Genomic DNA, 18,380 nt, shown 5'->3' with positions numbered 1-18,380 from the left:
CCCCCCCCCCCCCCCCCCCCCCCCCCCCCCCCCCCCCCCCCGCTCCCCCCGCCCCCCGCGGGGGGGTCCCCCGCGCCGCCCCCCGCGCCCAATGTGGCCCCAACCCCCACCCGGGGGTTTGTCACCCCCCGCGAAAGGCGGCCCTTGAGCACGCTGGTTGGTCCATGTGCACGGTAGGTGGCCCCGGGACCGGGCCGGTCACTCGGTGGCAGGCCCCACGTGTACCGCCGTGAGGACCCCACTACCCTGGCCGAATGATGGATGAGGGGGACTTCCGGGTCGGTGACGTGCTGTCGGTCGCGTGCTCCTTCACGGTTACCAGGGTCGTGCAGGGTGTCACGTGGGATCACGTGTCGGTGCGATGGCCGTGGTGGGAGATCGACACCGAGAACGAGTTCGCGCGCTGGAACGGGGTCGTCGCCCTCGGCGTGAACAGCGGCGGGAGCTCGCCTGAGGTGGAGGCGGAGCTGTTTCGAACGGACCCTCCGCCCGAACTGCTGAAGGCGGGAGACGTCTGCCGGGTCGGCGTGCCGCCCACCGTGGTGCATGTGACGGATGTCGAACACCACGACCCCCCGCTGGAGACGGCTTGGCTGCCACATCCCACCCGGACCGTGACCGTGCTTCCTCGAGGTCTGTCGTATCGCGAGTTCCCGGACGAGAGCCATCTTGATGGCTCGGGGTACACCATCCACCCGGGCGATGGGATTCCCTTCACCTTCGAACTGTTGATGCGCCCATACGCATCCCTCCAGGCGGGTGACGAGGTCGCCGATGCCGTCGGCCGGGCATGGCGGTTCGACGGCCCCTGGGACTGGGCCGCCTTCGACGGGGACCCGGTCGGCGCGGGCCCTGCGTGGCCACTCGTCCTGCTCACCCGAGCGGGAACGCCGTGTTCCGTCGAGGACGCCGAGGCGGTGGCTGCGAGTACGGCGAGGGGTTCCCACCAGGAGACGATCCGAGACTGGATGGCAATCACCGAGGCCTCGCCCACACCTTGACCATCCGGAAGCCTGCGGCATCTCCGCCGTGGCTGAGCGAGGACTTGGCGGATCGGGGCTGTCAGTGAGCTCACGCCCAATGCAGACGTCGCCCCGATCGCATCGGCGAGGCCGACTGCATCGACTCAGCCGCCAAGGCCGCGCTCCAGGACGCCTGGGAGAGCGCCTCCCTGCCCGAGTGGCCTGCCTCCCGCAGGCCGGCGTCCTCGTCGCCGTCCCGTGCTTGCGGGCATCTGACGGTCGCCGGGGCGGCCGGATACGGCACGTGTGATCGTGCCCACCGGCTGGCTGAGGAGGCCGCCGCCGACCGCATCACGGGTCCCGTTCAGCGGGATCCGGAAGAAGGTACAGACGCCGGACGGGTGCGATCATGCCCACCGGGTTGGATCAAGCGTCTGATCGGTTTTCTGGGAGGGGTTTTGATGCGGGACGGTTCCGGTACGGCGGTCACCTTGAGCGCGGCCGAGCAGCTCCTGGCGATCGAGGAGATCAAGGCGGTCTTCGCGGAGCGGCTTCGGTGCATGGACACCAAGGAATGGCACATCTACCCGACACTGCACACCGACGACGTCATCAGTGAGACCTGGGGCGGCCTTCCCGCCGACAAGCAGCCCGCGACGGCAGGTGAGCGCAACCGCGTGCTCGGCAAGGACCTGCTGGCCGACGCCATCCGCACCATGCTGGACGGCCCGGTGCCGCTGACCACGGTCCATCACGGGCACACGCCGATCATCGAGCTCACCTCCGACTTCACGGCACGTGGGATCTGGGCCATGGAGGACAAGCTGTGGTGGACCAACGGCGACCGCGAGGAACACCTGCACGGTTACGGTCACTACCACGAGGAGTACCGCAGGGTCGACGGACGGTGGCTGATCAGCTACCGCAGACTCACCCGCCTCCGCGAGGACCACACTCCCGACTTCTACAGCTTCCTGGAGAAGCCGCTGTGAGCACCGGCGCCCCGGCACCCACGGACGTCCTGTTCGCACCCCTGAAGATCAGGTCGCTCGAACTGCCCAACCGGATCGTCATGTCCCCGATGACGCGGGAGCGCTGCCCGCGCGGCATCCCGGGTCCTGACGTCGCTGCCTACTACAGGCGGCGCGCCGAGGGTGGCACCGGCCTGATCATCACCGAGGGCGTGGCGATCGACCACCCCTCGGCCGTGGACAGCCCGAACGTCCCGCGCCTCCACACCGCCGAGGCCCGGGACGGATGGCGCGCGGTCGTCGACGCGGTCCACGCGGCAGGCGGGAAGATCGTCCCTCAGCTGTGGCATGTCGGCCCCTTGTGGGGCGCGATGGCCGGGGTCGATCCCTCTGTCGCCCCCATGCGGCCCTCGGGTCTGTGGGGACGCCCCGGGCACACGTACTACCCCAAGGACTACATCGACCGTGCCTCGCTGCCCACGGCCGCCATGACGGACGATGACATCGACGGGGTCATCGCCGCGTTCGCCCGCTCCGCCCGCCACGCGATGCAGTCGGGATTCGACGGTATCGCGCTGCACGGGGGCCACGGATACCTTCTGGACTCGTTCCTGTGGTCGGCCACCAACAGGCGCGACGACCACTGGGGCGGCGACACCGAGCGCAGGACCCGCTTCCCGGCCGCGGTGGTCAGAGCGATCCGGCAGGAGATCGGCCCGCACATGCCGATCTTCTTCCGCTTCTCCCAGCACAAGCAGCAGGACTACCGGGCCCGCATCGCCGATACCCCGGAAGAACTCGCAGTCGCCCTCAATGCCTTGGTCGACGCGGGAGTGGACGTCCTCGACGCCAGCGTCCGCAGATTCGACGCGCCCGCATTTGAAGGATCGCCCCGCTCACTGGCCGGCTGGGCGAAACACCTGACCGGCGTGCCGGCCATGGCCGTCGGCAGCGTCGGCCTCGGCGCCACCCTGCAGGAAAGCATGGGCCAAGGACACTCCGGTACGCACGACAACATCCCCGAACTCCTCCGCCGGCTGGCGTGCGGAGAGTTCGACCTCGCCGGGATCGGCCGTATGCACCTGGCCGACCCCGCCCTCACCCGCCGGCTCCGCGACGCGGGCCCCCTGCCCGCATTCGACAGACAACTCCACCAACTCCCACTGCACTGAACGGCGCCCGCGTCACGAACAGGCAGGCGATCGCGCGGCGAGGTGCAGCGTTCCGCCACCGGCCTCGGCTCGGGCGGCGCTCACTGCTCGGGTTTGAGCTTCGAGGACAGGGCGAACAGTCCGGCCGTCGCCGCGATGAGACCTCCGGCCAGTTCCTCGTAGCCCTGGAAGTAGGCGACGGCGACCGCGATCGCGCAGCCTGTCCCGGCCAGGGCCATGGCGCGTCCGGCGAAGCGCCGGAATCTGCCCGGCTGCGGAGGGTGCTGGAGGTTCGGCGGGTTTCCCCAGTAGGGGAAGGGGCCCGGTCTGGGCTTCCAGCCCTCCTCCAGGAGCCGTACGAACTCCGGATGGTGGCGGGCGTGGCTCAGGCGACGGGGTGCCAGCCGCCGCGAGGGCAGTCGACCCTGCCTGATGGCGAGCCAGGTGAGTCCCGGCAGGCACGCCACGAACGCCCAGATCCCCGCGGCCGTCCGCGCTCCGGCCGAGGCCGGCAGAACGCCGATGAACCGGTCCAGCTGACCACTGGCTGCGTAGGCGATCAGCGCGGCCAGAGAGAGCACCGCCGTGGTCAGTTCGATCTGGTGCCCGGTGTGACAGCGGGCGCAACGGGGCACATGGACGACTTTCCGGCGCCACGTGGTGCGCAGGACCACGATCCATCGGGTCATGGTCGTGTCGGCGCCCTGATGCAACCCCATGACGCGGTCGTGCCACGACGCGGTCGTGGCGTTCCCGCAGAACCAGCAGTCCCGCACCACGCGTACCCTCTCTCCCGGCCGGCAGTGCCGCCGCACTGGTCCGGATGGTACCGGCGCCGCCCCGGGACCGGTCCAACTCCGACGGAACCGCGCGAGCTTCGGGTCGCGCGGCTTCATCGGACGTGCCGGCGGCCTGTCGTGAAACGGTTGTCAACAGACCGCCTTGCTCTTGCAGTACACGATCACGACCCGATGGATCGAGGACCTGCACACCACGTGGCGTCGGTCTACGGCGGTGACGGCGAGTTGTCGAACCTGAACTCGACGGTGTCCTCGACCGGCACTGGGGGGTCGAAGCGGTGCGTGTCCTTGCCAGGGCCGGTTCCTCGCTACGCGCTTGCAGGCATGCTGCATTTGGCGCCTCGAGGTCATCGTGAGGGCCGATGCCCAGGATGACGCATTCGTCCTCCGCGATACGCCGGATCGCCGCCACCATGGTGTCCTGGACGGGGGGGACATGACTGCGCAGGGTGAGGGCGAGCCGGGCCTGGGGTGGGATGTTGTTGTGCTTCGTGCCCGCCTGGAACCGGCCGACCATGAGGACACCGGAGTCCTTAGATGCGATCTCCCGCGAGACGACGCCCTGCAGACGCGTCACGATGTGCGCCGCGGTCAGGATCGGGTCGACCGTCTTCTCCGGGAGGGATCCGTGTCCGCCGCCGCTGTGCACGACGACATCGACCTCGGCCGACGCGGCCATCGACAGGCCGGGGGAGTGCACACACCCCCTCCGGGCCGGGGCTCACATGCCGGCCGAGGACCGCGTCGGGACACGGGAAGCACCGTCGGGGCATCCCGGTGGCGAGATGGGAGGCCCGGGGAGAGGCTGGCTGTCCGGTCTTTTCGGAGGAGGGCGGTGTGAGGTGTCGGATCTAGAGGCGCTGGCGGCGGAGGCGTACGTCTACGGCTTTCCGATGGTGTTCAACCTGAACGAGGTCGACCGTTTCACTCGTGAAGGAATGGGCTCGCTGCAGGCGAGCCCGTTCAACGGGTTCAGCCACGCCATTGGTCTGGCCGGACCGAAGGACACCTTCGTCAGCGTCAACAACGACACCGTGTACTCCATCGCCCAGATCGACCTGAGCGGTGGCCCGCTCATGCTGCGCGTTCCTGACACCGACGGGCGCTACTACGTGCTCCAGTTCGTCGACGCATGGACGAACAACTTCGCCTACGTCGGCCGACGCGCCACCGGCACCGCCGCCGGGAGCTATCTGCTGACCGGGGCCGGCTGGAGCGGCGAGGTCCCGGCAGGCGTCACCCGGATCGCGGCGCCCACCGCCGTGGCCACGATCGTCGGGCGGTGGGCCTGTGACGGCCCCGGCGACCTGGCCGCCGTCCAAGCCCTGCAGCAGGGCACCACGCTCGAACCCCTCGACCCCGCCACGTCGCCGCCCGCGGGGCTTCCCGCTCCGCAGGACGGCGTTGACGGCAGCGAGTTGCTGTTCTTCGAGAAGCTGCGCACCTGGATGCGGGCCTTCCCGCCCTCTGCCCCCGACCGGGCCTACCAGGAGAGGTTCGCCCCCCTCGGTCTCCTGGACGAGACCACCCCCTACGCCGCCGCCTCCACCGAGACGACCCAGGCACTCACGTCCGGCCACCGACTGGGCAAGGAAAGAGTGGAGTACGCGACCACCCACAGCGGCAGTCCCGAGCAGAACGGGTGGAAGCTGACCTACCACGCCTTCGACTACAACCTCGACTTCTTCGAGACCGGCGCCCTGAACACCCCCCCGGTGGGTGATCGAGGACAGGGACGCCGCCCGCATCGTGCGTGCCGCCTCCGCCCGCGCTGGACTGTGGGGTAACCACGCCTATGAAGCCGCCTACGCCATGACCTGGAACGACGGCGACGGCCGCCCCCTGGACGGCACCCAGACCTACACCCTGACCTTCACCGCGCCCCCGCCCGTGGACGCCTTCTGGTCGATCACGATGTACGACCTGCCCGACTACTACCTCATCGACAACTCCATCGACCGCTACTCCATCGGCGATCGCACCCCGCACCTGCACCACGACCCCGATGGCTCCCTGACCCTGCACCTCCGGCCGCAGCGCCCCACTGATCCCGAAGCCGCCGCCAACTGGCTGCCCACCCCGCCCGGCCGCTTCCGTCCCATCCTGCGCATGTATCAGCCCCGCCCGGCAGTCTTCGACGGCACCTACACCCTCCCGCCCATCACCCGCGTACCCAGATGAGAGTGGGGCCCCGTGGAGTGCCTGATCGACGAAGATGGCTGCGGATCGCGCGGCAGGTCCGCGGTCGGCGACGGGCGGATCACCCCTCATGGCCGACATCCGGTTTCCGCGAAGCAGACCCGGCAGGCCGAGAACCCGGCCGGACGCCGTCCTGGCCGACCGCGCCTGTTCGTCCCGGGCCATCCGGGGCCATCTTCGTCGTCGGAGCATCCGCGCTGTCATTCCTCAGCCACCCGCATGAATGGCAGCGGCACCTGCACGTACTCGGTAGGCGGAGGCCGGCCCGTCATCTGCAAGCTGACGGCACAGTAGAAGGCCCCTGCAAGCCCGGCCTCCCGGACGGCGGGTGGAGGCAGGTGCTGTCCGCCGGGACAGTCAGGGCATGGGGATGACCGCTCCGGGAAGGCCGCCGGCCTTGACCGTGGTCTCGTCGACGGACAGGCCGCAGTAGTCGCCGACGGCGGTGAACACCGCCTCGGGCAACCGCGGCCCGTGCTCTTCGTAGTACGCGACCACGGCGGCTTCACCGACGTCCGCGATCGCGGGGAAGATGGCCCCCGCGGCACGCAGAGCCGCATCGAGGGCTGAATCCTCGCCGGTGGTCGCCCCGAACTCCGCCTGCCGCACCTGCTCGTCACCGGGTACGTGCAGGACCCGCGCGGCCGGGCTGAAGCGGTTCTCGGAGACGGCGACGACTTCGTCTCCCGGGCGCGGCCGCATGGCCTCGAGCTTGCGGAAGCCGGTGGACCACGACGCCATGCCCCAGTCCTCGAGCACATACACCCATTCGCCGCAGGCCCCATACATGACCGGGTTCACCCGAGGCGAAGGCCCGCCCGGCCGCCCCGCCGGAACAGCCAGTTCCCTGAACGGAATCCGCGCGTCCAAGTCGTCGGGATCTGCCCCCAGCGCCATGAGGAAATCGTCCGGCTCCAGGCCTCGCGCCACAGTGAGCGAGATGCCGCCGAGCATCCCCGACAGTGCGGCGGTCTTGGGGGTGGAGTGGTGCGCGCCTATCCAGGCGATGCCGTTCGTCATCAGCTCTCCGATGCGGTGTGGACCGTGGCGAGCGTAGCGCCGCGCTTCTTGTGCCTACGGGGTTCAGCTACGAGGCGACGGTTCCGAGCGCGACGGTACGTCGATCCTCAGCTGGATGCACACGGTCCGCGGTCCGCTTCGTGCAGACCTGAGCGAGCCACTGGAGCTCGTGCTTCCACAGGAATCGCCGGAATGGGTGTGCGAATCATCGAACTTGTCACGTGCGCCTTCGCGTCGTCCCAGCCCGTTGAGGCCTCTCCTGTTCGGCCCAGTGGCTAGCTTGATCCGGACAGGATCGCTGGCATGTGCCAAGTGAATAGGATGAGGCGGAGGGGCTGACATGAGCCGGGGCGGGGACAGGACACTCGAGGCCGTTGCACGGGGATTCGTCGCCCTGCCAGGGGACACGGGCAGACCCTGCGACATCGTCCTGCGCTACCACGCCGAGGATCCGCTCGTGGTCTCACTCAGCGCACGTTCCGTCTGCCCGGCCCTGCGCCTGATCGTCCCGCGTGAAGTACTGACGGCCGGCCTCGGTGAGGTGGTGGAAACCGGGGCGGTGACGGTGTGGCCGGTCCTGGAGCCCGACCGGCCTCCGACGGTGCAGTTACAGGTCCGTGGCGTGCGCGGAGGCGCCCGCATGGAGCTCAGCTTCCAGGCGCTGCTCGTGTACTTGGAGCACAGCCACGCCCTGGTCCCGTTCGGGGAGGAGACACAGCCCGGCTGGATCGATGCGGCGCTGGCCCGGTTCCTGGACACCGAAGCGGGATCTGGCCGAGGCCGCCTGCCGGGGCGTTGACCCGAGGCAGGCCGCGGGAACGCCGCGTCGCGCCGGTTCCCAGGTGCAGGCGCTGACCGACGTCCCGGGTGCTTCCTCAACCTCGCAGTTGCCGTGCAGTCCTGGCGTCGTGGGAGAGTGCCGCATGGAGACCTTCGATGCGGAGTGGGCGACGGCACCTGAGGCTGTCAGGCGTTGTCTGGCGTTGGCGTACGAGGCGCTGAAAGCGGGAGGTCTGGCCGTCGGGGCGGTACTGACGGACTCGGCCGGGTCCGTTCTGGCACAGGGACGCAACTGCGCGTACGACGATGGTCCCTGGGCAGGCCCGCTGCGTGGGACACCGCTGGCACACGCCGAGATGAACGCCCTGGGGGTGGCTCGCACGGAGTGGGAGATGTCCAGCCTGACCCTGTGGAGCACGCAGGAACCCTGCTCGATGTGCACGGCCGCGGCGTCCTTCACCGGCGTGGGGTCGGTACGGTTCCTGGCTCCTGACCCTTGGGCGGTTGCCAGCGGGAACAGTGGTTCCTCAGGCGTGCCGGGTATGAACCAGCAGAGTTGGCTGGTCGCTGCCAACGTCATGTTCCTCCGAAGCGTCTCGGAAGCTCACCGGGACGGGGCGGAATCGGAGATTGTCGTCCGCTGCCGGGAACTGGAACCGGAGACCGCTCGCCTGCACGACAACCTGCCTGCGGGCCTGCCCTCTGCCGCGACACTCGAGCTGTGGCTGGCACCTGTGTGGTCGGCTGTCAGCGAGGCCGCAGATGCCCGCCGACTCCGGCTGCAGCCTTGACCGGCCAATGGCAGAGAGCTCATTGACGTTCACTTCTCCATGTCGGTCAGGAGTCGCTGGCGGACAACTGTGCGTCGTGTCCGTGCCCGGTGTTCCAGCACCGAGGTAGCGGCCTGGTGAAACGAGGGTGAAGCAGGTTGGGTGCTTGCGACACGGGCAACGCGCCGGACCGTGACGGCTGTGCGCGGTTCTTCCCGGGACCATTCGTCCACGCTTCCTTCTGCCTGGGTGCAGGGTGCAGGGTGCAGGGTGCCGCGTGCCAGAGCTGCCCAGCCAGGGGGAGGAAGGCGGCGCTGTCTTCGTGGCGACCAGGGTGCCGCGGTTGCTGCCTCGGGCGCCTTCGGCGGACGTCGTTGCCCTCTCCTCTGTGCCGCTGGAGATGCCCGAGGCGGTGTCATGAGCGGACTGCGGACTGTGGCCGAGCCATGGAACGAGTACCCGCGCATGGTCCAAATCCGAGGGCTGTGGGCTATGGCCGGGTCAACGGGTGCGCCCGTCGACCAGTGAGCACGTCGAGGACCGCCCAGCCGCACTCGGTCGAGAATCCGTGCACCTCGGCGAGGAGCTCGTCGGGGTCGGAATCGTCCAGCGCCTTGTCGCGCGGCGGCTGTTCGGTCACGGCGGGGTCCTCGGGCTGCCTGTCCGCCCTTACCTGCTCGGCCTCACGCAAGCAGCGTCTGCTGGCGGCATCGATGGCGTCACCGCAGGACGCATCCACGGCGAAGGCGGTGAGGTGGGCGACGCCGAGACTCCGTTCCTCTGCGGCACGGACCGAATCCTCGAACCGGGCCTCGTTCAGACGCCCGATCTCCTCGGCACACTGCGCAGCCGTCCGCTGCTGGACGTACTGACGGTTGCGGTCCTCGTGGATCGGGCCGGAGCAGGCGGCCATGGCGACCGCAGCCGCGAGCACACAGCGTGGCGCGCGCACCCTCACATCCATCCCCCGGTCATCCGGCCAGCCGCACCGGCCCGGTGCGGCCGATCAGCATAGGCGATCACCCGAGGGTGGGGCGTGTGCACCGGGCATTGGCGCGGGGGAGGGTGCCTTCACCGAGTTGTCTGCGCCGCGTTCTGAACCTTCCCCCTGAGGTGCGCGGTCGGCCGGACGGACCCGGTCCTGGTGCCGGGGGCGTTCTTTCCAGAGTGATGGTGCCGCTGGCACGGGGCGGTCCGGGTCAGCGGTAGGCGGCGAGGAAGGCGAAGGTGGCGGAGACGTGCTGATGCTTTTCGGCCACAGTGAACTCGCCAGGCTGCACCGGCGGCCTGTTGCCGGTCCACCGGCCTGGCTCGTTCCCTCTTCCGCAACCACACGGCGAGCATGGCAAGGCTGTTTTCAGTAGCTGTGCAACTGCACCGCATTCGCGGCAGCGACGGGGGCTGGACGGCTGAGCGCTGCGTTTTCTGGTCATGTGTCGCGATCCGATTGGTCATCAAGTCGACTGTGTGGAGCTGCAATTGGATTGTGATCTTCTGCGGTACAACCGTGAGCGGGCTCACGCCCGAGACGGGTGATAGAGCGGCCGTCCGAGCGGCCAGGGCGTCCAAGACTGCGGCGTGCTCCTAGTCCACGGCGATGTCCAGGCCGATCAGGTTCTTGTCCGGGGTGACGGTGAAGGTGAAGGACGAGCAGCAGCCGCCCTCCCGCTCCGCCAGGTTCCGCACCCGCTCCTCGACGCTGGGACCGCCGGCCAGTTCCAGGCGCAGCCGCAGGGGGCCAGGCCGCGACAGCGCGGTCAGCCGCTCTGCGAACAGCTCATCCCACTCCCCGACCCGCAGCGGCCGCTCCTCGGTGGGCAGCGTGCAGGACGGCGGCACCCACGCCAGATCACTCATGAACTCAATCCCGTCGTCACATCCCCGGCGGGGACACCTCCGACGGTAAACCTGTACCTAGGTACCGGTTGCAAGCCCGGTCACCTGCCCGGGAACCCTGGGCCTGGAAGCCGGGGCCATCCACGAAGCGAGCACGACGACACGGCGCTCCGGCTCCCTTCTCAGATCTGTGGATCGGAGTTGTCCATCCGGGCCACCTACCGCGTTCAGTCACACTTGTGACGCGCCTGGAATTGATCTTGACACCTGAACTGTTCTGTGACTGCGTGAGGTTGCTTCGCTACTGTATGTGACGTCCATTGGTGAGTCTGAAGGGATGACGATGGGGACGACGGAAGAAGCAACCGCCAGCGACGACTCCGCCTCGGCGGAGGGGGCTGGGCTGCCCGAATCGGACACGGTGGTCTGCTGGGCGAGCGTCCGCAGCAGGTTGCGGATGGGGGTGCTCAGGGAGTCCGTGAAGGACGGGGCCCAGATCGTCCAGAAGTTGAGCAGCCCGAGAGATGACCAGAAGTGGCGGCTGGTCGTCGTGGGTGAGGAGAACGGCGAAGTTCTCTACAAGATCGAGAACGTGGGCAGCGGCAAGGCTCTGGAGATTCCCGGCGCGACGAGTGAGTCAGGGGCGATCCCTGCGCAGCGCGACTACGAGGGTGACGACGCACACCACCAGCAGTGGAGGCTGGTCCGGGTAGGCGCCGGCATCCCGGCCGCGTACGAGATCGCGAACCGGAACAGCGGCCTACTCCTTCAGAGCGACTCCAACAACTCCCAGGTGATCAAGCAGAGCGGGGCGGAGGGCGACGAGCGAGACCGGCAGTGGCACCTGTTCCTGCCCTAACGACTCAAAACCGGATTCATGCTGGCAGACCGGTCACGCGGTGCGGTAGCCACGGGTGCGGACGCTGCGCCGCACCCTCGACGCCGCGCACCAGCTCGCCGACCTCGGCCTCGGCCAGGACATGGCAGGCGAGGGAACTCTGCGACCCATGAGATCCAGCGCGGAGTCTGGACTCTCGCCGACAGGCGCGACGTCCTCGGCATCACCCACTCCGGCCTGGAGGCCGCGTACGGGGCCGCCCTCGTCATCGTGCTGCACTCGCCCGGCCGCTACCCCGACACGGCCCTGTCCGTGGAGCGACCGCCCCGCTCCACGGCACCGCTGCCGCCGTCAACATCCAGCAGCTCACGACGACCTGCTTCGCCGGTCCAGCCGCCGCGGCGACGTCGCACCGGACGCCATGGCCCGGACCGACCAAGCACTCCACACCGTCCTTGCTCTCTGAGCAGGACACCACAGGCGCAGCGCCGTCCGCCCCTCCCGGGGCCAGGCGGTCACCGTGCGCGGACCACTGGCCGCGCCCCGGCGGACGTGTCGGGACCGATGCCGTCCACTTCGAGACATTCGAGCAGCAGTGATCCGTGCGCAGCGGGAAGTCCCCTGGCCCGGGTGGTGCGGGGACTACCCCATGGGTGGGACCGACTATCCGACTCCCTTGGTCGCGATGTCGAAGGAAGAGGTGCTTCCCGCTCTCGTCCTGGACGTGCAGTCAGCCGGGCTGAGTGCCGGGGAAGATCGCAACGGTGGGGCCCTTGAGGAACTCCCCGGGCTTCAGGCTCGATGTCCCGCCCAGGTCTTGGGAGGCTTCGTCCTCGCTGAAGAATCCGGTCCCGACTCTGGCGGTCTTCCCGTCCTGTCCCGTCCACGTGTCCAGGCTGTCGTACGGGATCATGCTGATCTCGGTGCCGTCCGTGTTCTTCACGCGGAAGGTGATGACCGCCAGTTCCTCGCCTTTGGCGAGGTCGGCCGTTGTCCGGCAGGTCTGCGGCACTGTATTCCTTGACGGAGTGCGGCGTGATGTCGGCGGTGCCACTCAGGCGGGCGTCGTCGTTGTACTCGGTCGTCGTGACGTGGATGGTCTCGCCGACCTTGAGAATCGGGTCGGCATGCGTGACGGGCTGAGACTCGGATTCTGCGGAATCAGTCTGCCGGGGCTCCGGGGAACGTGAGCGCCCCGTGTCCGGGCTTTCTGTGGCTGAGGCACTGTACCCGCTGGCGTCGCTGTCGGTGCTGGAACCGCATGCTGCTGCTCCGGCGAGGATGAGCAGGACCGCGCCGGCCGCCGCCAGGGCTCGCTTCACTGCAAGCCCCCCGGCTTCCTTTCCAGTCCTGTGCTGCGCAGCCTGCTCCTGGGCGTGCAGGCGCTTCGGCCGTCTCCGCTGACTCTGCCGGTCCCCTGGTGAACTTGCTGTTCTCCCTCCGCAGGAGCCAGGACCGGCTACGCCGGCTTCGACCGCCGCGCGGCGGACTTCGTCGCCGCCGGCTTCTTGGCCGGGGCCTTCTTCGCGGCCTTCTTCTTCGGTTTCAGCTCGTGCGCATCTGCCTCGCTGCCGTCGCTGCGTGAGGCCTGGGCCCTTCTGTACGGACTGCTCCAGTGCGGCCATGAGGTCGACGATGGCCCCGGCCGGCGCCTCCTCCTCGACCGCGGCGGGCGGCTTCTTCCCATGCGCCTTCGCCGCGATCACGTCCTCGAGCGCGGCCGTGCACCGGTCGACGGCCCACTCCGCCTCGGCGATGGGCCCCTCACGGGTCATGGAGTCGATCAGGAGGAGCGCCTCGTCGATCTCCTCCTCCGGCAGGTCGACGGCGGGCGGGCCGAGTTGCGGGGGAGTGGATCTCGTCGGGCCAGCGGAGGGAGTGCAGCGCGATGACGTCGCCCTTCACGCGAAGCAGGCCCAGGCGCTCGCGTCCGTAGCAGGGTTCACGCCGGCCCTTGCGTGCGTACCGCGGGGGGTCGGCACGCTGAGCGCTGTGGTGAGTAGGGGGACGAGGCGGCAGGGGCCGAACCGTTAGACAGTTTCCCTCGGATCATCTCGCCGACCAGATGAAGATGGCGGCGATGTGGAGTCCGGCGAGGTAGATGGTGGCGGTCTTGTTGTAACGGGTGGCCAGGCCGCGCCATTGCTTGAGCCTGTTGATGCACCGCTCGATGCTGTTCCGCTGCTTGTAGGCCTCGCGTTCGAAGGCTGCCGGACGGCCGCCGAGTCGGCCGCGCCGTTTGCGGTTGGCTGCCTGGTCGGCGGGCTCCGGGATCGGCAGCGGATTCCGCGCTTTCGGAAGTAGCCCCAGTTGGCGCGGGAAGAGTAGGTTTTGCCGGCCCAGGACCACGTCCGGCGTGACCCTGGGCCGGCCTATGGGACGGAGCACCCGTAAGCGGCCATGACTTCGGGGAATGCCGGTGCACCACCTGCCTGGCCGGGCGTGAGGACAATCGCGAGTGATCGGCAGTTGCTGTCCGCGGCGAGGCGGACCTTGGCGGTCAGTCCTCCGCGGGACCGTCCCAGGGCATGGTCGTCTGCCGCGTGAGGATGTACCGCTGACCTGAATCCGGCTCGCCGATCCAGGTGAAGACCGTCGGGTGTTCCTCCGTACCGCCGATGTCCCAGCCGAAGGACGGGCTCTCGCAGTCCGCGATGCTGAGCTCGAGCGGCCGACCGACACCCTCGTTCTCGGCCAGCTGCCATGTCCCGGTGCCGTTGCAGGCACCGGACTGCTCACCCGTGGCCTCGTACTCGTTGACGCCCTCCGCCGTCACCGTGCCGTCCGCCTCGAAGCGGAGGCTTCCGCCGTCGCCGTCCGTCCAGACGCCGACCATGTCGGCTTCCATGAGCAGGGGCGGTTCGTAGATCTTGAGAATCCCTGAGCTGTACGCCGCGACCCCGACCGCAAGCGTCACCGCGAGCAGCCCCAGACCGCCCAGCGCCACGCCCCCGAGCACCCGCCAACGGGCCCCGGGCTTTCCGGGGTTCCCCGCCGCCCGGGCGCACAGGGCCGCGGGTGCCAGCCCGACGAATGGGCTGAGGGCAAGGATGGGATAGACGAGCAGGTCGCCGAAGCCGGCCAGGAGCATGCAGGAGCCGATGAGCAGCGCCAGGGCGACGGCACCGACCGCCACGGTGGCCAGGGTGAGCTGCCAGCTGTCCCGCCGACCCGTACGGCGCGCCACCACACGCCCGAGGAGAACGAGGGGAAGCACCGCCATCGCCGAAACGGCCAGCCCTGCGATCATCGAAATGACTGCCAGCAGCACGAGGGCGAACATGGTGCCGAACAGCCATCCGAGACCGCCTTCGCCTCCATGGGAGTCGGACTGCAGGAGGTACAGGACGCCAACCAGCGCGGCGATCACGGACTCAGCCCCGATCGCCACAGCCCCGACGGTGAACACCGCAGCGTTCCCGCCCTCCGGAGGCCGCACGGGCACGAACCCCTGCGGCGGCACGCCCGGATTCCCAGGAGCCCCCGGCGGTGTCAGCCCCCAAGCCCCAGCTGGCAGAGGTACGTGGCTCGCGGCATGTACGGCCAGGCCGTCGGCGTCCTCGGAACGACCCCCTCACGCCGGTCGCGCGCCAGAGCCGCCTCGATGCGCGACCGGCGCCGGGAAGAGACCGGAAAGAACCAGGTGCAGGCCACTGGTGAGGGGGCCGGCCGGAGGGACAGGAGACGGGACATCCACACCGACGGCGACCCGGCACTCTGACCCGGCTCCTCTCCTGCACGGCCACCCCGGACCGCGCCTTCCCCATCGTCACCCCCTGAACCGCCCCGCCGACACCACACCCCCGACGCGCCCCTGCCAACAGCCCGCCCTACGCCGGATACCGACCGCCGCCATGCCCGCCTGGCCCCCGGGCCGGATCCCCACCCCCGCGGAGGACCCGACACCACCCCGAGGACAGGCCAACGCCGCCGGACACACCGACCCGACCCCGACCCCGACCGCGACTGCGACCGCGCCGCGACCATGCTCACCCTCCCGGAAATCAGGCGCGCCACACCTCAGCAGCAGCGAGGAACGCCGACGACGACGGACGCCCCGGACTCCCACCCCGGCTGATCTCGCCGGGCTGGAGCCGCCCGTCAACGCGCACCCAGGCCCGCCCACACGGGCCGGTCACCAGACTCAAACTGTGCTCCACACCGGCCAGCGGAAACCCATCGGTGGCGAAAGCACGCCGGTCGAGCACATCGCCCAACCTCACCTCAATGCCTCCACCCCCAGCCCGCAGCCCGGAAGCGAGATCGAGCCGAACCTGGACCGCAGCCCGGCGGAACCGGGGAGCGGGCCAGGGCAGACCATCGAGTTCGGGGAAGTGACGGACGAAGTGATCGGCCAGCCAGAGCGTGAGCTCCGGATCCTCACCGACCGCCCTCACTCCGTCCGGACGCCACAGAACGAAAGCGTTCCCCGCACCATGGATGGACCAGTCCACCTGCCAGGTGGACAGATAAGCCGTACACGCCCCCGACCCGTCGAAGAGCTGAAGACCCGGATTGGCACCGACCAGGATCGGCTTGCGCAGCGCAGGATCCCCACCCGGACCATCACCAGCGACCGACACCGAAGCCGGCGTAGCAGCGGCCAGGAGCCCCACCGCACCCAAGACGCTCCCCATACGCACGATGCCACGCCGACTGACAACCCCCGCAGCCCCGCCGCGATCACAGTCCGCAGATGCCCGATCGAAACTCAAAACGCCTCCCTGGAACGTGGCGACACGGTCACGGACCACCATCCGCCGGCAGCAGCAACGACTTCCACGCATTCGAAACCCTTCGAATCCACCAGCCCCCACCCCGGCAGCGATGCGACACTCACGACATGGCGATGAGGGTGCAACTAGACGCACAGGCATGGAGCAGATCACGATTCGCCACGTCCGCAGCCATCGAAATCCTCGGCGTACTACGCCACGGCACCCACCACCCAGCAGCCCACGCACGACACTGGTACACCCGAGCACGCCAGACACTCCCGCCGACCCAGCTGGCACTGCTACAGGCACTGATCCCCACCGACCACAGCTACACCCCGGACTTCCTGACCCCCGTGCCACGCCCAGGCGAAACAATGCAAGAGGTCGCTGCCCGCATCGCAGCCACCCCGCCCGAAGAAGTCGACTACCAACTCGACATCGCCATCCGCGGCCGACGCGTGTGGCCCCACGTCCTCGCACTGCACCCGAGCCAGGCAGCCTACGAGCGCTGGCGCCGACCCATACCAACCGCACTCGAGACAACCGCACGCAAAGGCGGCGCCACCGTGGCAACAATGGCCGCCACAGCAATGGCAACCCTGTTCGAGACCGTACTCACACCACACTGGCCACGAATCCAAGCGATCGCCAACGCCGACATCAGCAACCGCGCCGACAAGATGGCCACGCACGGCGCAGCAGCAGTCCTCGACGAACTCGGCGAACGCATGCAATGGACCGGCACCGAACTCGTACTGGAACGCACCTACTCCGGAACCATCGACTGGGCCCACGAAGGAATCCTCTTCGTCCCCGCCACAACACACGTCGGCCCCGTACTGTTCGCCGCCGAACACCCCCACCCACCCATGCTCATCTACCGCGCACGCGGCATCGCCACCCTCGGCGAACGCCCCACAGACACGACGGAAACAGCCCTGGCAGGACTCATAGGCACGACCAGAGCCGCACTCCTGACCACACTCGACACCCCCGCCTCCACAGCCGAACTGAGCCAGAAAACCGGCTGGAGCAACGCAACCGTGTCCTACCACCTCGGCATCCTGCTACGCGCACGACTGGTCGACCGACACCGCCGAGGCCGCATCGTCCGCTACACGAGAACCACCCTCGGCACGGCACTCGCCAACTCACCAGCACAAGAGAACGCAGCCCGTGCCAGCCAGCTGCCGCCCACAGCCCGAACCGACACCCCGACGGACCCCGCCGTCAACCACCGACCCAACCTCCCGAACCGAAACTAATGCCACATCAAGCAAAGCCGGCCGACCCGGCACAGCCAGCCCCCCGCTGCTCACAGCGGCCTCGTAAGCCAGGAGAGTGTCGACAAAGACCCGACGCTGAACCGACGTCAGGGGAGCCAGCGCCTTGCGCCGGCCGGCCACACCCGGGGCCAGCCAGGCAGTGATCGCAAATTGCTGACCGGCCGTGATGCCGACAATCCGCCTGCGACGGTCCGCCTCGTCCTGGTGCTGCTCCAAACCCTGCGAGCTCAGATCGCTCACCAGCAGACTCGCCGTCGCCGGAGCGGCCTGAAGGCGAGCGGCGAACTCGTTCACGCTCATCGGCCTGTCGAAGAACGGGTGGGAGAGCAAAGAGAGATGACGCGGCGCCAGCGAAAACGACTGCAGGGCCCGCGGCACGCGGAGCTTCTTGGCCCGGCACCATCCGGGGCATGAGCAGCAGCAGAGTTCGTCACCACCATCACCGAAGCACTGGTCAGCGTCCTCGGCGAAGACATCCGCAAACAGACCATCGTGACAATCGAAGGCGTCCCGGACGGCCGCAGGGGCGTCGCCGGCATGATGGCCTGACACACACGTGTGGGCAGGCAAACAGTAGACCCCGGCCCACACATCAACCAATCCACGACTGACGAGCGTTCACGAACTGCCAGCTGAAGTGGTGACCTTCCGCAACTAGGGCCTGGCCTGGTCGTCATGAAAGTCTGAGATCCTTCCTCACATGAGCACACCACCCAATGGATTGCCCGTCTACCGAGTCCTGACAGGCCCAGACGACGCCACGTTCTGCCAACGTGTGAGCGAGATGCTCAGCCTCGGCTACGAGCTACACGAAGGCCCCGCTGTCACCTTCAACGGCACCAACGTCATCGTCGCCCAGGCACTCATCTGGCCGAAGCAGTAACGGCTTTGAGGAATAGATGACCTCAACATCTGCGCCATAAAAAGGAGCTGACTCATCATCAGTTCCGATGCGTATCGAATTCTGCAGGAACAAAAGGAGACTGACGACTAGTCAGTCCGTTAAAAAGGGGAACCGAGGCAGCCTCACCACCGCCTGGTAATCAGTG

The 18,380-nt window shown here is 68.6% G+C and carries 17 protein-coding genes and 3 pseudogenes; 11 read left to right on the top strand and 9 right to left on the bottom strand.

Features of this window, described 5'->3' with window-relative positions:
* The first annotated feature begins 254 nt into the window (after positions 1-254).
* The 3 genes from ACFW9D_RS16770 to ACFW9D_RS16760 all read left to right on the top strand — a co-directional run bounded on the left by ACFW9D_RS16770 (position 255) and on the right by ACFW9D_RS16760 (position 3,105).
* Positions 255-1,001, top strand: a complete 747-nt coding sequence (locus ACFW9D_RS16770; protein WP_384622665.1) for a hypothetical protein — start codon at positions 255-257, stop codon at positions 999-1,001.
* 422 nt (positions 1,002-1,423) lie between these two features.
* Positions 1,424-1,954: a nuclear transport factor 2 family protein gene (locus ACFW9D_RS16765; RefSeq protein WP_384622663.1), complete on the top strand. Its 531-nt coding sequence runs from the start codon at positions 1,424-1,426 to the stop codon at positions 1,952-1,954.
* Positions 1,951-3,105: a 12-oxophytodienoate reductase gene (locus tag ACFW9D_RS16760; protein WP_384622661.1), complete on the top strand. Its 1,155-nt coding sequence runs from the start codon at positions 1,951-1,953 to the stop codon at positions 3,103-3,105. Before ACFW9D_RS16765 ends, ACFW9D_RS16760 begins: the two co-directional genes overlap by 4 nt.
* 80 nt (positions 3,106-3,185) lie before the next feature.
* Here the strand turns inward: ACFW9D_RS16760 and ACFW9D_RS16755 are convergent, their stop codons facing one another.
* A complete protein-coding gene (locus tag ACFW9D_RS16755) occupies positions 3,186-3,803 on the bottom strand; it encodes a hypothetical protein (protein WP_384622658.1) in 618 nt (205 codons plus the stop codon).
* A gap of 475 nt (positions 3,804-4,278) precedes the next feature.
* Positions 4,279-4,563, bottom strand: a pseudogene (locus tag ACFW9D_RS16750) (peptidase dimerization domain-containing protein); the annotation flags it as partial.
* Positions 4,564-4,726: 163 nt separating this feature from the next.
* Between ACFW9D_RS16750 and ACFW9D_RS16745 the strand changes: the two are divergent.
* From ACFW9D_RS16745 to ACFW9D_RS16735, 3 genes and pseudogenes are all read left to right on the top strand, one after another.
* Complete coding sequence (locus ACFW9D_RS16745) at positions 4,727-5,671, top strand: DUF1254 domain-containing protein (RefSeq protein WP_384622656.1); 945 nt, start codon at positions 4,727-4,729, stop codon at positions 5,669-5,671.
* Positions 5,672-5,696: 25 nt separating this feature from the next.
* Positions 5,697-6,065, top strand: coding sequence for a DUF1214 domain-containing protein (locus tag ACFW9D_RS16740; RefSeq protein ID WP_384622654.1), 369 nt, complete (start codon positions 5,697-5,699; stop codon positions 6,063-6,065).
* Between the two features lie 85 nt (positions 6,066-6,150).
* Positions 6,151-6,297, top strand: a pseudogene (locus tag ACFW9D_RS16735) (IS5/IS1182 family transposase); the annotation flags it as partial.
* 143 nt (positions 6,298-6,440) lie between these two features.
* Here ACFW9D_RS16735 and ACFW9D_RS16730 read toward each other — a convergent pair.
* The gene (locus ACFW9D_RS16730; RefSeq protein WP_384622651.1) at positions 6,441-7,103 is read right to left on the bottom strand and encodes a hypothetical protein; all 663 of its coding nucleotides are present in this window, start codon (positions 7,101-7,103) and stop codon (positions 6,441-6,443) included.
* A 340-nt stretch (positions 7,104-7,443) separates the two neighbouring features.
* Between ACFW9D_RS16730 and ACFW9D_RS16725 the strand changes: the two genes are divergently transcribed.
* Together ACFW9D_RS16725 and ACFW9D_RS16720 are read left to right on the top strand one after the other, a co-directional pair.
* Positions 7,444-7,902 carry an SsgA family sporulation/cell division regulator gene (locus ACFW9D_RS16725; RefSeq protein WP_384622648.1) on the top strand — a complete coding sequence of 153 codons (459 nt, stop codon included), beginning with the start codon at positions 7,444-7,446 and terminating at the stop codon, positions 7,900-7,902.
* A 124-nt stretch (positions 7,903-8,026) separates the two neighbouring features.
* Positions 8,027-8,674 (top strand): nucleoside deaminase, encoded by a 648-nt coding sequence (locus ACFW9D_RS16720; protein ID WP_384622646.1) that lies wholly within the window; start codon positions 8,027-8,029, stop codon positions 8,672-8,674.
* 469 nt (positions 8,675-9,143) lie between these two features.
* Here ACFW9D_RS16720 and ACFW9D_RS16715 read toward each other — a convergent pair whose 3' ends face one another.
* Together ACFW9D_RS16715 and ACFW9D_RS16710 are read right to left on the bottom strand one after the other, a co-directional pair.
* Positions 9,144-9,605 carry a hypothetical protein gene (locus tag ACFW9D_RS16715; RefSeq protein ID WP_384622643.1) on the bottom strand — a complete coding sequence of 154 codons (462 nt, stop codon included), beginning with the start codon at positions 9,603-9,605 and terminating at the stop codon, positions 9,144-9,146.
* A gap of 632 nt (positions 9,606-10,237) precedes the next feature.
* Positions 10,238-10,510 (bottom strand): hypothetical protein, encoded by a 273-nt coding sequence (locus ACFW9D_RS16710; RefSeq protein WP_384622641.1) that lies wholly within the window; start codon positions 10,508-10,510, stop codon positions 10,238-10,240.
* A 316-nt stretch (positions 10,511-10,826) separates the two neighbouring features.
* Here ACFW9D_RS16710 and ACFW9D_RS16705 point away from each other — a divergent pair, with 316 nt between their 5' ends.
* The gene (locus ACFW9D_RS16705) at positions 10,827-11,348 is read left to right on the top strand and encodes an RICIN domain-containing protein (RefSeq protein WP_384622640.1); all 522 of its coding nucleotides are present in this window, start codon (positions 10,827-10,829) and stop codon (positions 11,346-11,348) included.
* Positions 11,349-12,057: 709 nt separating this feature from the next.
* Here the strand turns inward: ACFW9D_RS16705 and ACFW9D_RS16700 are convergent.
* The 4 genes and pseudogenes from ACFW9D_RS16700 to ACFW9D_RS16685 all read right to left on the bottom strand — a co-directional run bounded on the left by ACFW9D_RS16700 (position 12,058) and on the right by ACFW9D_RS16685 (position 15,910).
* Positions 12,058-12,339, bottom strand: a complete 282-nt coding sequence (locus ACFW9D_RS16700; RefSeq protein WP_384622637.1) for a hypothetical protein — start codon at positions 12,337-12,339, stop codon at positions 12,058-12,060.
* A 1,037-nt stretch (positions 12,340-13,376) separates the two neighbouring features.
* A pseudogene (locus ACFW9D_RS16695) lies at positions 13,377-13,891 on the bottom strand (IS5 family transposase); the annotation flags it as partial.
* A complete protein-coding gene (locus tag ACFW9D_RS16690) occupies positions 13,828-14,718 on the bottom strand; it encodes a hypothetical protein (RefSeq protein WP_384622634.1) in 891 nt (296 codons plus the stop codon). The gene ACFW9D_RS16690 and the pseudogene ACFW9D_RS16695, both read right to left, overlap by 64 nt.
* 613 nt (positions 14,719-15,331) lie before the next feature.
* Positions 15,332-15,910, bottom strand: coding sequence for a hypothetical protein (locus tag ACFW9D_RS16685; RefSeq protein WP_384622632.1), 579 nt, complete (start codon positions 15,908-15,910; stop codon positions 15,332-15,334).
* A 260-nt stretch (positions 15,911-16,170) separates the two neighbouring features.
* Here ACFW9D_RS16685 and ACFW9D_RS16680 point away from each other — a divergent pair, with 260 nt between their 5' ends.
* A complete protein-coding gene (locus ACFW9D_RS16680) occupies positions 16,171-17,310 on the top strand; it encodes an ArsR/SmtB family transcription factor (RefSeq protein WP_384622629.1) in 1,140 nt (379 codons plus the stop codon).
* 721 nt (positions 17,311-18,031) lie between these two features.
* Positions 18,032-18,214 (top strand): DUF1737 domain-containing protein, encoded by a 183-nt coding sequence (locus ACFW9D_RS16675; protein ID WP_384622626.1) that lies wholly within the window; start codon positions 18,032-18,034, stop codon positions 18,212-18,214.
* Positions 18,215-18,380 lie beyond the last annotated feature (166 nt).

It is taken from the genome of Streptomyces sp. NPDC059524, from assembly GCF_042749255.1.
GTDB lineage: Bacteria > Actinomycetota > Actinomycetes > Streptomycetales > Streptomycetaceae > Streptomyces > Streptomyces xanthii.
The sequence above is the reverse complement of the archived record's forward strand: the minus strand, read 5'-3'. Positions and strand labels throughout refer to the sequence as shown.

Bases quoted from the DNA above. Each gene is read 5' to 3' on its own strand.
- ACFW9D_RS16770 (WP_384622665.1), top strand. From the start codon at position 255: ATGATGGATGAGGGGGACTTCCGGGTCGGTGACGTGCTGTCGGTCGCG.
- ACFW9D_RS16765 (WP_384622663.1), top strand. From the start codon at position 1,424: ATGCGGGACGGTTCCGGTACGGCGGTCACCTTGAGCGCGGCCGAGCAG.
- ACFW9D_RS16755 (WP_384622658.1), bottom strand. From the start codon at position 3,803: ATGGGGTTGCATCAGGGCGCCGACACGACCATGACCCGATGGATCGTG.
- ACFW9D_RS16740 (WP_384622654.1), top strand. From the start codon at position 5,697: ATGACCTGGAACGACGGCGACGGCCGCCCCCTGGACGGCACCCAGACC.
- ACFW9D_RS16730 (WP_384622651.1), bottom strand. From the start codon at position 7,103: ATGACGAACGGCATCGCCTGGATAGGCGCGCACCACTCCACCCCCAAG.
- ACFW9D_RS16725 (WP_384622648.1), top strand. From the start codon at position 7,444: ATGAGCCGGGGCGGGGACAGGACACTCGAGGCCGTTGCACGGGGATTC.
- ACFW9D_RS16720 (WP_384622646.1), top strand. From the start codon at position 8,027: ATGGAGACCTTCGATGCGGAGTGGGCGACGGCACCTGAGGCTGTCAGG.
- ACFW9D_RS16710 (WP_384622641.1), bottom strand. From the start codon at position 10,510: ATGAGTGATCTGGCGTGGGTGCCGCCGTCCTGCACGCTGCCCACCGAG.
- ACFW9D_RS16705 (WP_384622640.1), top strand. From the start codon at position 10,827: ATGACGATGGGGACGACGGAAGAAGCAACCGCCAGCGACGACTCCGCC.
- ACFW9D_RS16680 (WP_384622629.1), top strand. From the start codon at position 16,171: ATGGCGATGAGGGTGCAACTAGACGCACAGGCATGGAGCAGATCACGA.
- ACFW9D_RS16675 (WP_384622626.1), top strand. From the start codon at position 18,032: ATGAGCACACCACCCAATGGATTGCCCGTCTACCGAGTCCTGACAGGC.